This window comes from Acidobacteriota bacterium, assembly GCA_016712445.1.
Lineage (GTDB): Bacteria > Pseudomonadota > Alphaproteobacteria > Caulobacterales > Hyphomonadaceae > Hyphomonas.
Genome location: JADJRB010000001.1, coordinates 453,358 through 465,639 on the forward strand (window position 1 = coordinate 453,358; position 12,282 = coordinate 465,639).

Consider the following 12,282-nt stretch of genomic DNA (forward strand, 5'->3'; position numbering starts at 1 on the left):
CGGATTTGATTTGGCGCCGGCATGCCAATCTTCACCTGCAACGCCGGAGAGAGATCGCTCCCTGAAACCTCCTCCCCCGAGCCGGCGCGAACAGGACCTGCCACCCTCCCCCTCAGGCGGGTCCACTTTCCCGGCGTTGCGATTTTCTTCAGGCCGCCGTCACGAACGTCGCGATGACCTTTTTGCGGCCCGTCTTGTCGAAATCCACGGTCAGCTTGTTGCCTTCCGTGAACGCGACTTTCCCGTAGCCGAACTTGTCGTGGAACACCCGCGCGCCCACCCGGAAGGCTGACGGGCCGGACGCAGTGGCCGTCAGGTCCGCGGCATCTCGCGGCGGCGCGCCGCTGGGCCGGCCGGCATTCTCCTTCAGCCGCTTCCATCCGGGGCTCTGATAGTCCGAACGGTCGCCGAGGTCCTCGACCGTGCCGACGAAGGCACTTTCGGCACCCGGCATGCCGGAATACCCCGTCTCCGAGACCGCATCGACATGTTCATGCGGCAGCTCATCGACAAACCGGCTCGGCAGCACGGACTGCCAGCGCCCGTAGATCTGCCGGTTGGCCACAAAGGAAATATAGGCCCGCGCCCGCGCCCGCGTGATGCCGACATAAGCGAGACGCCGCTCCTCCTCGAGGCCCTTGAGGCCGCTCTCGTCAAGCGACCGGCGCGAGGGGAACACCTCCTCCTCCCAGCCCGGCAGGAACACGACCGGCCATTCCAGCCCCTTGGCGGCGTGCAGCGTCAGGATCTGCACCTGGTCCTCGCTGCCATTTCCGGTGGCCGCGTCCATCACCAGCTCGACGTGCTCGAGGAAACCCGCGAGCGAGTCGAACTCGCCCATCGCGCGGACCAGCTCCTTGAGGTTGTCGAGCCGTCCCTGAGCCTGCGGGCTGCGGTCCTTCTGCAGCATGTCGGTATAGCCGGACTCTTCCAGGATCATCTCGGCGAGTTCGGTATGCGGCATGCCGTTCGCCAGCTTGCCGCGCCAGAGGTTGATCTGGTCGATGAACAGGGTCAGCCCCCGCTTTGCCCCGCCTTTGATCTCGTCGGTCTGCAGAACCATCGGCGTCAGCGTGAACAGGCTCCGCCCGTCCGCCCGCGCGTAGGATTGCAGCTTCGCCAGCGTCGTATCCCCCACGCCCCGCTTTGGCTCGTTGACGACCCGCTCGAACGCGAGGTCGTCGTCCGGCGAGCGCACCAGGCGCAGGTAGGCCATCGCGTCGCGGATTTCGGCACGCTCGAAGAAGCGCGGGCCGCCGATCACGCGGTACGGAATCCCCAGGAGAATGAACCGCTCCTCGAAGGCGCGCATCTGCCACGAGGCCCGCACCAGCACGGCGCAGTCATCATGCCGGTGCCCGGCCCGCACCCATCTCTCGATATCGTCCGCGATCAGGCGACTTTCCGCCTCGCCGTCCCACAGGCCGCGCACCTTCACCTTGTGCGCATCCGGATCATCCGCCGCAGCGCTGTCATCGCCCACGAACAACGTCTTGCCGAGACGGCCCTTGTTGTGCGCGATCACCGAGGAGGCGGCGGCCAGGATGTGTTTCGTCGAGCGGTAATTGCGCTCCAGCCGCACGACCTTGGCGCCCGGAAAGTCTTTCTCGAAGCGCAGGATGTTGTCGACCTCGGCGCCCCGCCAGCCATAGATCGACTGGTCGTCATCGCCCACGCAGCAGATGTTCTTCGAACCCTGCGCCAGCAGCCGCAGCCACAAGTACTGCGCCACGTTCGTGTCCTGGTACTCGTCCACGAGGATGTAGCGGAACTTCGCGTGGTAGTCGCGCAGCACATCCGGGTTCTGCTGGAAGATCGTGATGTTGTGGATCAGCAGGTCGCCGAAATCGCAGGCATTCAGCACTTTCAGCCGCGCCTGGTAGATCTCGTAACACTTGATGCCCTTGCCGTTGCCGAACAGCTCCGCCTCTTCATGCGGCACCCTGTCCGGCGTCAGCGCACGGTTCTTCCAGCCATCGATCAGCCCGGCAAGGTTGCGCGGCGTCCAGCGTTTCGGATCGAGGTCTTCCGCCTGCACGATCTGCCGGCACAGCCGCACCTGGTCGTCGGTGTCGAGGATCGTGAAGGTGGATTTCAGCCCGACCAGTTCCGGATGCCGCCGCAGGATCTTCGCCGAGATCGAGTGGAACGTGCCGAGCCATTGCAGCCCCTCGCCCGCTTCCCCGATCAGGTGCAGCGCGCGCTCGCGCATCTCCCGCGCGGCCTTGTTCGTGAACGTCACCGTCAACGTCTGCGACGGATAGGCGAGCCGCGTGCCGATGATGTGCGCGAGGCGCGCGGTCAGCACGCGCGTCTTGCCGGTGCCTGCCCCCGCCAGCACCAGCAGCGGCCCCTCGGTATGCAGCACGGCTTCGCGCTGCTCCGGGTTCAGCCCCTTCAGGTAAGGCGCGCCCTCCGCCGGCGGCGGCGCCGCGCGCGCGGCGGCCATCTGGCTGATCGGCAGTCGATTCGGATTGGAACTCATGGTGAACGTATAGCAGCGACCAGCCGGGCTGACACCTTTCCAGCTGCGCCGGCGCCGGTTGACTCGCAGCAAAACATGTAATTAGGTAATTACATGATTACCGATCAGGACATGTCCGCCGTCTTCAATGCCCTCTCCCATGAGAGCCGGCGGCAGGTGCTCGACATCCTGAAAGCCGAGCCCGGCCTGCCGGTGGGCGAACTGGCGCGCCGCTTCGATGTCAGCCGGATCGCGGTGATGAACCATCTCGCCGTACTTGAGCAGGCCGGCCTCGTCGTCAGCGAGAAGCAGGGCCGCCTGCGCCGGCTCTGGCTCAATGCCGCGCCGCTGCAGATGATCCAGGACCGCTGGCTCGATCAGCATACTGAGCATTTCGCCCGCCGCATCACCGGCCTCAAGTTCGCAGCCGAAGCCGCCGCCCGCAAGGAGCAAGACGAGACATGACCGAGCCGTCCGCCAAGCCCGCTCTCGCTGACCGCGCGGTCTACCGCGTCACCATTGAGGCGCCGATCCGCGTCGTCTGGGACACGCTGGTGAAGACAGACACGGTGCTCCCCTTCTTCTTCGGCGCCGTCTGCGACGCGAAGGAAGGCCTCGCGCCCGGCAAGCCGATGCGGATGGTCTCGGCCGACCGCAAGTTCGCCATTGTGGTTGGCGAAGTGCTCGATTTCTCCCCGCCCCACCGCTACGCCCATACGATGAAGTTCACCCAGTATCCGGATGCGCCGTGTACGGTCATCTATGAACTGAAGGAAATCGAGGGCGGCACCGAATTCACGTTGATCACCGAAGGCGTCCCCGCAGGCACGAAAACCGAGAAGTCGATGGTGCCCGGCGGCGTCTTCATCACCGAAAACCTCAAGGCTCTCGTCGAAACCGGCAAGCCGAAATTCGCCGGCCGCATGATCATCGCCCTCGGCCCGATGCTGAATTTCACGGTGCCGAAAGCGTGCCGCATCGAAAACTGGCCGCCCGGCCGCTACCAGTAAACGGGGGAGGAAACCATGCCCGAGAAAGCCGATCCGATGGACGCCATGAAGGCGAACCTGCTGAAGAATACCGGCAAGTCGATTGATCAGTGGGCTGACCTTGTCCGCAAGAGCGGGCTGGCGAAGCACGGCGACCAGATGACGCTGCTGAAGGACACCCACGGCCTCGGCCACGGCTATGCCAACCTCATCTGCCAGACCGCCAAGGGCGCCATGGACGTGCCCGAAGACGACCTGCTGGCCGGCCAGTATGCCGGACGCGAAAGCCTGAAGCCCGTCTATGCCGCCCTCGAAGCCTACGCCCGCACGCTCGGCAAGGATGTCGAGATCTCGCCGAAGAAAACCAGCGTCGCCTTCCGCCGCTCGAAGAACTTCGCCGTCGTCACGCCGGCCTCGAAGACGCGCATCGATCTCGGCCTCAACCTGAAGGGCGCCGCGCCCACCGCCCGCCTGCTCGCCGAGAAGCCGGGCTCGATGTGCACACACAAGGTGAAACTCGAAGCGCCCGCCGACCTCGATGCCGAGGTCAAGGCCTGGCTGAAGGCCGCCTACGGCCTCGCCTGAACCAGCATGGCCTGACCCGCTGGCCCTCCGGACTGCGCCTTTAAGGGCAGGAACCGGAGCCCGCCATGTCCCAGCCTATCGCCAACGACCTTGATTTCCGCTTCGGCCTCGGCGCCCGGCTGGGACTCGCCCTCTGCACCCTTCTCCTCTGGCTGTTGCTGCTGGGCATGGCCGGCGGCGCTGCCCTCACGCTGACCACAGGCGAGCCCGAGGCCGCGCTGGTACTCGCCTTCAGCGTCGTATTCTTCCTGCAGCTCGCCAACATCGTGGCGCGCGATTGCCGGATGAAATGGGGCTGGCGCATCCTGCTGGTCGGCACCGAGGCCTGGCTCAGCCTGCCCTCCGGCCGCCTCCTGTTCGGCCGTGCCCCGCCAGTCCACCGCTCTCTCGCCTATGCCGACATCCGCCAGGTCGAATGGCGCGAGGAGGCGATCACCAGCCTCGGCATGGTCACCATCAACCGCGTCTATGCCGCGCGTCTCAAATCCGGCCAGCTGATCCTGCTCGGCGAAGACCGCCCCATCCCGAAGACCTCGGAGTGGACCACGATCGCCGGCGAGGCCGCCGAAGCCCTCGCCCGCCAGGCCGGCGTGCCGGTGAAGCGCCTGTCGATCGCGCGCGGCAGCGGCGGTTTCCTGACGCTCTGGGGCACCTCGCGCCCGCCCTGGCCGGAAGGCGCCGACAGCGCCACGAGCCCGGCCGAAGCCCGCGCCCTCCACCTGCGCCTCGCGCTGACCAACCTGATCCCGGCCGCCGTGTTCGGGGCCGTGCTGCTTTTCGTCAGTCTTTCCGGAACGCTATCGTGACCTGGCCGATCTCGATGCCGTAGCGGGTGACATAGGCGCGGTTCAGCAGCACCCCGTCCTCCATCAGGAACATCCAGTCATTGAAGCCGACATTCCAGACAGAGTCGCCGACCTTCAAGTCGACCTTGTATTTCCAGTTGAAGGCATTGCCGCTCGCCTGCCCCACCGCCGGCACCGGCACATCGCCGGCCGTGCCGCGATACTGGCCATTGCCCAGGATATCGATTTCCCAGACGCGCGTGTCACGCTCGCCGTCATCATAGACGAACTTCTCCGTCAGGGTCAGCCGGTCGCCCTCGACCTCGCCGGTGATGTCCACCTTGAACTGCCGGCGCACCTTGTGGAACCGGTCCTCGAACAATCCGTAGGCGGTCGTCTTGCCCGCGAAATATTCCTCCAGCACCAGCTGGCGCGGCGCGGCTTCGAACTGCTCGAGCGAGGTGCCGGAGGCACAGCTGGTCAGCGCCGCAGCGGCGACCAGAACGGGGGCGGCAAGTGAGGTTCGTTTCATCGGCGGGGCTCCGGTCTGCAATCACACTCGAGGCATGATACGCAGCCGGGCCCGCACCGGATGACTCAATGTCGGCCTAGTAAAGCGTCGCGAGCGACTTGCCGTCATAGTCGCGCAGGTCGGCGAAGCGGCCTTCTTTTACCTTCTTCGCCCATTCCGGGTCCTGAAGGATCGCGCGGCCGACGGCGACGAGGTCGAACTCGCCCTTGTCGAGGCGCGCTTCCAGGTCATCGAGCGAACGCTGCGGCGCGCCCTCCCCGGCGAAGGATTTCTCGAAGTCACCGTTGAGGCCGACCGAGCCGACAGTGATTGTCGGCAGGCCGGTCAGCTTCTTCGCCCAGCCGGCGCCGTTGAGGCCGTTCGGGCCGTCCACTTCCGGGAATTCCGGCTCCCAGTAGCGGCGCTGCGAGACATGCAGCGCGTCCACGCCCGCGTCCGCAAACACCTTGAGGAAGGCTTCCAGCTCTTTCGGCGTCGGCGCAAGACGGGCGGTATAGTCCTGCTGCTTCCACTGCGAATAGCGCAGGATGATCGGGAAATCCGGGCCGACCTTCTTGCGGATCTCGCGGATGATGTCGCCGCCGAAGCTGGCGCGTTCCACAAGCCCGCCGCCATAGCGGTCGGAGCGCTTGTTCATGGCATCCCAGAAGAACTGGTCGATCAGGTAGCCATGCGCGCCGTGGATCTCCAGCGTGTCGAAGCCAAGCCGCTTGGCATCGGCGGCGGCGTCCGCATAGGCGAGCACCATGTCGTCCACCTCGGCGGTGGTCGGCTCGGGCAGCACCTGCTTGCCGGTATGGGTGAGGCCCGAAGGGCTGTCGGTCGGCGCGTCAGGGTTCGGGCCCGTGCCCTGCTTGCGCACCATACCCTGGTGCCAGATCTGCGGCGCAATCGCCCCGCCATTGGCGTGCACTTTCGCGACCACCTTGCCCCAGCCTTCCAGCGCATCGGCCTTGTAGAAGTTCGGCACGTTCGGATCATTCGACGAGCCGCCCCGGCGCACGGTCGTACCCTCCGTCACAAGCAGGCCCACGTCTGCGGCGGCGCGGCGGGCATAATAGTCCGCCACGTCCTCGCCCGGCACGCCGCCCGGCGAGCGCGAGCGCGTCATCGGCGCCATCACGACGCGGTTCTTGAGTTCCAGGTTTTTCAGCTTGAACGGCGTGAACAGGGTGCGGGCCATGAGGGGTTCCTTTGAAAGCTGGGCGAGAAGTGGGTTAGCGGGCCCGCCGCGTCAACCATTGACGCCGCGCCGCCTCGGCGGCAGGTCTACACCGTCGCTTTAGTGGGGGTAAACATGAAGCGCTTCCTGATGCTCGCCCTGGCCGGGCTGCTAGCGGCATGCCAGACGCCCGGGTACGACTATGCCGCCCGCACCGCCCCCAATTTCCCGCAGGCGCTTGACTATACCGATGTGGTGGTCGGCCGATTCGATGGTCCGGCCGGCAACGATGCCGAGGCCGCTTTCGAGGACCTGATCGCCGGCACCGAACTGGAAGGCCGGCCCTGGTTCATCGTGCTCGACCCCGACCGCCCCCAAGGCGCCTATGAAGGCGATGTCGGCGTCACCGGCTACCGCGGCGAAATCCGCCGCGAGACCGAAACACGCTGCGTGGAATATGATGGCCCGTTCGACTGCGAGCGCCGCGCCACGGTCGAAAGGGAATGTTTCAAGGAGATCGTCGATGTCGAGGTGCAGGCGCGCCTGATCGACCTCGCCGTCCGCCGTCCGGTCTTCGCCTCGGCCCGCAGCGCCACGACCGAGCGGGAGGATTGCCACGACATCGCCGAATATCCGTACACGGACCGGCCGACCGGCCAGGTCGGCTCGGTCATCTACGAAACCTACAATCCGGGCGATGCGCCCTATGGCATGATCCGCCAGACCGTCCCGGCAGCGGTTGCCCAGTTCCGCACCGACATCGCGCCCTACATCGCCACCTTCCGCGCCGAAATCGTCACCAAGCCCCTCATTGGCGAGGAAGCCGGCGAGCCGCGCTTTGCCGCCGCCGTGAAGGCGACCAAGCAGGGCAACCTGATTGGCGCCTGCGCGCAGTGGGAGGAACTCGCCGCCGCCTACCCCGCCGCCCCCGCCATCCAGCACAACTGGGGCGCCTGTGCCGAAGCGCGCGGCGACCTCGCCGAAGCCCATTCGCAATATGCCCGCGCCGCCGAACTCGCGCGCGGCGTACCGCTGCTGAAGGACAAGGACGCCAAGGCCATCTTCGACGCGCTGCAGCGCGTCAACCGCGGACGCTACGAAGACAACCTGATCGAACAGGCGGCCGATCCAGGCGGCAGCTGATACCCGACGCAAAAACAACGCTCATCCTGAGCGAAGTCGAAGGATGGGCCACACACCGCAGCGCTTCTCCGCAGACCCCTGCGGAGGCAGGGGTCCAGACGCAGGAGCTCCGCACTGGATGCCTGCCTGCGCAGGCATCTACGGCGAGGGTACCATCAGAAGAATTGTGCAGAAACGCGCGGGCTTCAGCCCTGGAAAACGCCGATCAGCGGCAGGCCGGCGGCGCTCGCTTCGGCGGCGATGCCCCACACGATTCCGGCAGCGAAAGCCGCGAAGCTGAACACGGTCTTGTTGAAGATATTCCGGGCCATGACCGCACTCCCACACTGGCACAACGCAGAAGACGAAGTGCAAAGCGGGGGCCGCGTGTCAACGCTTTTTTAACCGTCTTCCGGCGGCGGCTTATCGCGGCGGTGTGCCTCGGTCAGCTTCGCCTGCTTTTCGGCGCGGGCCGCCTCGATCTCGCGGTCCAGTTTCGTGCGTCCGAACTTCGCGCGGTTCTCTTTCGCCTGCTGTTCCTTCGCCGCCTTCGCCTTCGCCTTGCGGGCTTTGTTGAGGTTGATCGGTGTGGTCATCGCTCTTGCGTGACTCAAGATACAGTCCGGGTCCAGACGCTGCTCAAGAAAAGTTGATCTCTGGCAGGGGGTGCAAGCCGGATCGCGATATATTAGATTTCTCTAATATTGAATCGGGAGGAAACACATGTTCGAAAACTGGCTCGCCGCACGCCTCGCGCCTCTGCATGGATTATCCGACCTGATCTTCCGTATCGGGACATCCCTGATCTTCATCATTGGCGGGCTCGGCCATTTTCTTCAGGCTGATGACATGCTGGCCCGCATCGATGAATCACCTTGGGCAGCGCTTGCAAGCAGCATCGCTGATCCGCTGCTCCTCCTGCACCTCAGCGGCGCCGTGTTCATCGCCGCCGGTCTTGCGCTGGCGGTTGGCTACTCGACCCGCCTCGCCGCACTGGCCCTGTTCGTGACACTCGTGCCAATTACCTTCGTAATTCATATGGCGCCCGGCCATACCGGGCCACTGTTCAAGAACGTCGCGATACTTGCCGCGCTCGCCTTCGTGTTTGTGCGCGGTGCCGATTGCTGCGCAGTTGACACGATGCTTCGACGGCGCGCCCTGTCACCTGCTTAGACAGCCGCCGTTGTCCGCACTTCCAGCCGGACCTTCACGCCCGGCCATTCCCGGTCGAGGATGGAAAAGAAGGCCGTGTCCCGCACGAACCCGTCCGGCAGGGTGCGATGGTTGCGCAGCACGCCTTCCAGCTGGGCGCCGAGTTTCAGCACCGCCGCCTTCGAGCGCTCATTCCGGTTGTCTACCTGGTATTGCACCCGCCGCGCGCCCCAGGCCTCGAACACGTGCGTCATCAGCAGCAGCTTGCACGACGGGTTGACCGGCGTGCCCTGCGCTTCCGGCGCATAACAGGTCATGCCGATCTCGACGGACTTGTTGACCTCGCTGGGATCCAGCCAGCTGGTGATGCCGAGGAAGGCGCCGTCTTCCGGCCGCGTGACGGCGAAGGCGATCATCGTGCCGTCAGCCGTCCGTTTACGGATGGTCTCGACCCATTCGCCCACCCAGTCGCCGGGGCCACGGTGCGACCAGAGCCGGAAGATCTCCGGCGCCCGCGCGGCCAGGGCGTGCAGCTCAGGCCCGTCCGTCTCCGGCACGAAGGCGCGCAGGCGCACATGCGCATTCTCGAGGACGACCGGCGCCAGCTTCATGGCGGCTCAGTCCTTGTTGGCGTCGCGCCATTGCTCCATCGCCAGCGAGATGGCGAAGGTCTCCCGGTATTTCGGGCTGGACGCCGGACGCGGCGGCTTCTGCGAGGTCAGCGCCATGATTTCGGCTAGCTTGTTGTGCGCGGCGCCCGCCTGCCCGGCCCCGATATAGGCATGCAGCTCGACCAGCGCCGAAGACAGCGGGTCATGGGCGCGGATGACGAAATAGGGCTCGTCATCGGCCAGTTTCGACAGGACATCAAATTGCGACGGGTTGGATTTCGAGCCGACGGGAGACTTCGACATGGGCGGGCCTTTCTGGGCGGGAAGTGATTCTGTCGGCGCACTCTAGCCGCCCGGTCCTCCGGCGTCAGCCTGCCTGTCAGATGCCGAAGAAAAGCCGGTTGATCGCATTGGCGATGGCGTATTCGTGTTCGATGCAGTCCTGCAACTGCCGGCCGAGCGACTTGACCGGGATCGCAGCCAGTTGCTCGGTTGCCAGCACCATGGCTGAGTCGCCGATTGCAATTCGGGGGTTGAGGCCTTCGGCCACAGGGAATGTCGCCGCATCCTTCAGAGGCGCGGCGACGACGGTGCCGGCCAACGCGATCTGCGGGTCACTCAGCACAAGAACGAGCTGGTCCGGCGCCTGCCTCAACGAGAACACCGCGAGCCGGTTCATCGGTCAGAACTGCCGCAGGCCGTCGGACCACAGGCCCTGCTCTTCAACCAGTCTGGCCTTCGCCTCCAGCGCTTCACGGTTGGCTTCCTGCCAGATCCGCATTTCTTCCGCGCGGGTCTGGAAGCGGATCGCCTCTTCGGCGACCGCAGACAGGTTGACGCCGGCGGCCTTGGCCTTCGCCACAAGCGCTTCATCGATGCTCAGGTTGACGCGGACTTTCGAGGCCATGGGCGCGCTCCGGCTACGTGCGGCTGATGCGCATATATAATGCGCATCGTGCGTGCCCGCAACCGCGCCTATTGGCCCTGCGCCGGCATCCCGTAGCGTTCGCTTTTGACGATCTCGCCCGAGTCGCCGTCGATCTCGATCTCCAGCTTCACGCCGTCGCTGTCGATGCCCTCGATCTTCCAGACGCCCCGGCGGGCCTTCACCTCGCGCACGTCGGTCATGCCTGCCGCCGCCGCAATTTCGAGCGCCTCGGACTCCGACACTTCGAACCGCGACCGCGGCGCGCTGTCATCGTCGCTGCCATGCGCGAGGGCGGGCGCGCCGCCAGCGGCCGCCAGCGCGGCCGCAGCGAGAAGGGCTTTCAATGGATTTTTCATGGGAGCCTCCGGATGTGCGCAGCCACGCTAGCACATCCGGCGCCCAACGGGAGATGAACAGGCAGTCAGAGTTCCGGCGCCGGCCTCGCCTTGCCGCCCGGCGGCCGCCCGCCGAGCATCGGGTGCGGATCGAACAGGCCGGCAAAGGCCGGGTCTGTCAGATAGTCCAGACGCCGGGCCAGATGGCCGCGCTGGCCGGACACCTGCAGCACGAGGTTCGCCGGGTCGAGTTGCAAGAGCGCATCCTCCGAGAAGTCGCCCAGCACCTGCGCCATCTGGCGCGCGGCGAGCAGGTTCGGCAATCCGAAGGCCTGCAGGGCGGCGGTGTTGGAAATCACCGTCGACCAGGCTTCAGGCAACTTCGCCTGGATCTGGGCCACGTCCTGGAAGAAGGTCCAGACCCGCATGCCGTAGGACCGGGCCAGCGTGTAGACCATCGGCAAGGTGCCGAAGTCGCCGAGCTGGGCGCATTCGTCGATGGCGAACAGCGTCCGGTATTCAGGCAGCGGGCCCGACCGCGAGAGGACGGCCGACATCAGCGCCGCCGTCCACAGACGGAACAGGGGCGCATGGCTCTCCAGCTTGGTGGGCGGCACGACGAGGTAGATCGTCATCGGATCCCCGCGCCGCACCGCATCGAGATCAATGGTCGACTTGGCCACCGTGCGCTGCGCCGCTTCCGAGGCGATCACCGAGAAATAGCTGCAGGCGGTGGCATGGATGCCCGAACGGGTCACTTCCGTCGTCTGCAGGTAGCTCGAGATTTCCTCATGCGCGAAGGCGGACAGCTTGCCGCCGCAGGTGTCGAGCAGCACCGCCAGGTTGTAGGTCGAATCGTCCTTCTTCAGGAGGCTCCGTACCCGGATCAGGTTGCGATGCTCGGGCTCGGCCGTCGCCGCAATCGCCGCGATCACGCCCGCCGACAGGTCATGGCCGCGGATGTCCCAGAACGGATCCTTGGCGATCTTGCCGCCGCCCGAAAGCAACTTGGCAATATCCATCGCCAGCGCCGACGCATCGACACCCGGAATGTTGAAGGCATCCATCGGGTTGAGACTGTCGGTCTCTTCCGAAATCACCTTGAACGGATCGATCACGTGGACCTTCTGGCCCATCTCCCGGCGCCGGCGCGCGGTGATCTGGCAGGCTTCGCCTTTCGGATCGATCACGATCACCGGCCCCTGATAGGTCAGGAGGTTGGGGATCAGGGCGCCGCGCCCCTTTCCGCGCCCGGTCGGCGCAATCGTGATCATGTGGCCTTCGCCTTCGAGCCAGATCGGCGTGTCCGCCTTGGCCTGCGGCGCGGCCGTATCGCGAAAACCCAGTGGTATGGCGCCTTCGTCCATGCGCCAGCCGATCAACAGCTTGTCACCGGCCTCGAGGACCGGATTGTGCGTATCCTGAGCTTTTTTGGTCTTGCGGCGGCGCGCCGCCTTTGGTGTTGCAGAAGCTGCCGGCTTGCGCCGCCGCTTGTTGGTCCCCGCCCCCCCGGCTTCCCAGCCCCGTGGAGTATCAGATGACCCAGACATTGGAATTTGCGTCCTCACGGAAGACGACCATCGTCCCCCTTGGACACGAGTTTCTCAACAACCGTTG

General features: G+C 65.6%; 16 protein-coding genes. 6 read left to right on the forward strand and 10 right to left on the reverse strand.

Going from position 1 to position 12,282, the window contains the following annotated elements:
- Positions 1-148: 148 nt before the first annotated feature.
- A complete protein-coding gene (locus tag IPK75_02345) occupies positions 149-2,485 on the reverse strand; it encodes a UvrD-helicase domain-containing protein (GenBank protein MBK8197183.1) in 2,337 nt (778 codons plus the stop codon).
- Between the two features lie 96 nt (positions 2,486-2,581).
- Between IPK75_02345 and IPK75_02350 the strand changes: the two genes are divergently transcribed.
- The 4 genes from IPK75_02350 (at position 2,582) to IPK75_02365 (ending at position 4,844) form a co-directional block, all read left to right on the forward strand.
- Positions 2,582-2,929: a helix-turn-helix transcriptional regulator gene (locus IPK75_02350; GenBank protein MBK8197184.1), complete on the forward strand. Its 348-nt coding sequence runs from the start codon at positions 2,582-2,584 to the stop codon at positions 2,927-2,929.
- The gene (locus IPK75_02355; protein MBK8197185.1) at positions 2,926-3,474 is read left to right on the forward strand and encodes an SRPBCC domain-containing protein; all 549 of its coding nucleotides are present in this window, start codon (positions 2,926-2,928) and stop codon (positions 3,472-3,474) included. Before IPK75_02350 ends, IPK75_02355 begins: the two co-directional genes overlap by 4 nt.
- A 36-nt stretch (positions 3,475-3,510) precedes the next feature.
- On the forward strand, positions 3,511-4,038 hold the full coding sequence (locus IPK75_02360) for a DUF4287 domain-containing protein (GenBank protein MBK8197186.1): 528 nt from the start codon (positions 3,511-3,513) through the stop codon (positions 4,036-4,038).
- A gap of 65 nt (positions 4,039-4,103) precedes the next feature.
- Positions 4,104-4,844: a hypothetical protein gene (locus IPK75_02365; protein MBK8197187.1), complete on the forward strand. Its 741-nt coding sequence runs from the start codon at positions 4,104-4,106 to the stop codon at positions 4,842-4,844.
- On the opposite strand, the gene IPK75_02370 is transcribed toward IPK75_02365, so the two are convergent.
- Positions 4,819-5,355 (reverse strand): DUF3833 domain-containing protein, encoded by a 537-nt coding sequence (locus tag IPK75_02370; GenBank protein ID MBK8197188.1) that lies wholly within the window; start codon positions 5,353-5,355, stop codon positions 4,819-4,821. The two genes, IPK75_02365 and IPK75_02370, sit on opposite strands and share 26 nt — an antisense overlap.
- 76 nt (positions 5,356-5,431) lie before the next feature.
- Positions 5,432-6,538, reverse strand: coding sequence for an NADH:flavin oxidoreductase (locus IPK75_02375; GenBank protein ID MBK8197189.1), 1,107 nt, complete (start codon positions 6,536-6,538; stop codon positions 5,432-5,434).
- Between the two features lie 114 nt (positions 6,539-6,652).
- On the opposite strand from IPK75_02375, the gene IPK75_02380 reads away from it, so the two are divergent.
- Entirely contained in the window at positions 6,653-7,660 is a 1,008-nt protein-coding gene (locus IPK75_02380; protein ID MBK8197190.1) for a hypothetical protein, read from the forward strand.
- A gap of 380 nt (positions 7,661-8,040) precedes the next feature.
- Here the strand turns inward: IPK75_02380 and IPK75_02385 are convergent, their stop codons facing one another.
- Positions 8,041-8,235 carry a DUF4169 family protein gene (locus tag IPK75_02385; protein ID MBK8197191.1) on the reverse strand — a complete coding sequence of 65 codons (195 nt, stop codon included), beginning with the start codon at positions 8,233-8,235 and terminating at the stop codon, positions 8,041-8,043.
- Between the two features lie 127 nt (positions 8,236-8,362).
- On the opposite strand from IPK75_02385, the gene IPK75_02390 reads away from it, so the two are divergent.
- Positions 8,363-8,812, forward strand: a complete 450-nt coding sequence (locus IPK75_02390) for a DoxX family protein (GenBank protein ID MBK8197192.1) — start codon at positions 8,363-8,365, stop codon at positions 8,810-8,812.
- On the opposite strand, the gene IPK75_02395 is transcribed toward IPK75_02390, so the two are convergent.
- From IPK75_02395 to IPK75_02420, 6 genes are all read right to left on the reverse strand, one after another.
- Complete coding sequence (locus IPK75_02395; GenBank protein ID MBK8197193.1) at positions 8,809-9,402, reverse strand: GNAT family N-acetyltransferase; 594 nt, start codon at positions 9,400-9,402, stop codon at positions 8,809-8,811. The genes IPK75_02390 and IPK75_02395 overlap by 4 nt on opposite strands.
- Before the next feature lie 6 nt (positions 9,403-9,408).
- Entirely contained in the window at positions 9,409-9,705 is a 297-nt protein-coding gene (locus IPK75_02400; GenBank protein MBK8197194.1) for an aspartate decarboxylase, read from the reverse strand.
- A 76-nt stretch (positions 9,706-9,781) separates the two neighbouring features.
- Complete coding sequence (locus IPK75_02405; protein MBK8197195.1) at positions 9,782-10,081, reverse strand: CcdB family protein; 300 nt, start codon at positions 10,079-10,081, stop codon at positions 9,782-9,784.
- A gap of 3 nt (positions 10,082-10,084) precedes the next feature.
- Positions 10,085-10,309, reverse strand: a complete 225-nt coding sequence (locus tag IPK75_02410; protein MBK8197196.1) for a type II toxin-antitoxin system CcdA family antitoxin — start codon at positions 10,307-10,309, stop codon at positions 10,085-10,087.
- Positions 10,310-10,377: 68 nt separating this feature from the next.
- Positions 10,378-10,686: a PepSY domain-containing protein gene (locus IPK75_02415; GenBank protein ID MBK8197197.1), complete on the reverse strand. Its 309-nt coding sequence runs from the start codon at positions 10,684-10,686 to the stop codon at positions 10,378-10,380.
- 65 nt (positions 10,687-10,751) lie between these two features.
- Positions 10,752-12,215: a type IV secretory system conjugative DNA transfer family protein gene (locus IPK75_02420; protein ID MBK8197198.1), complete on the reverse strand. Its 1,464-nt coding sequence runs from the start codon at positions 12,213-12,215 to the stop codon at positions 10,752-10,754.
- Between the last annotated feature and the right edge of the window lie 67 nt (positions 12,216-12,282).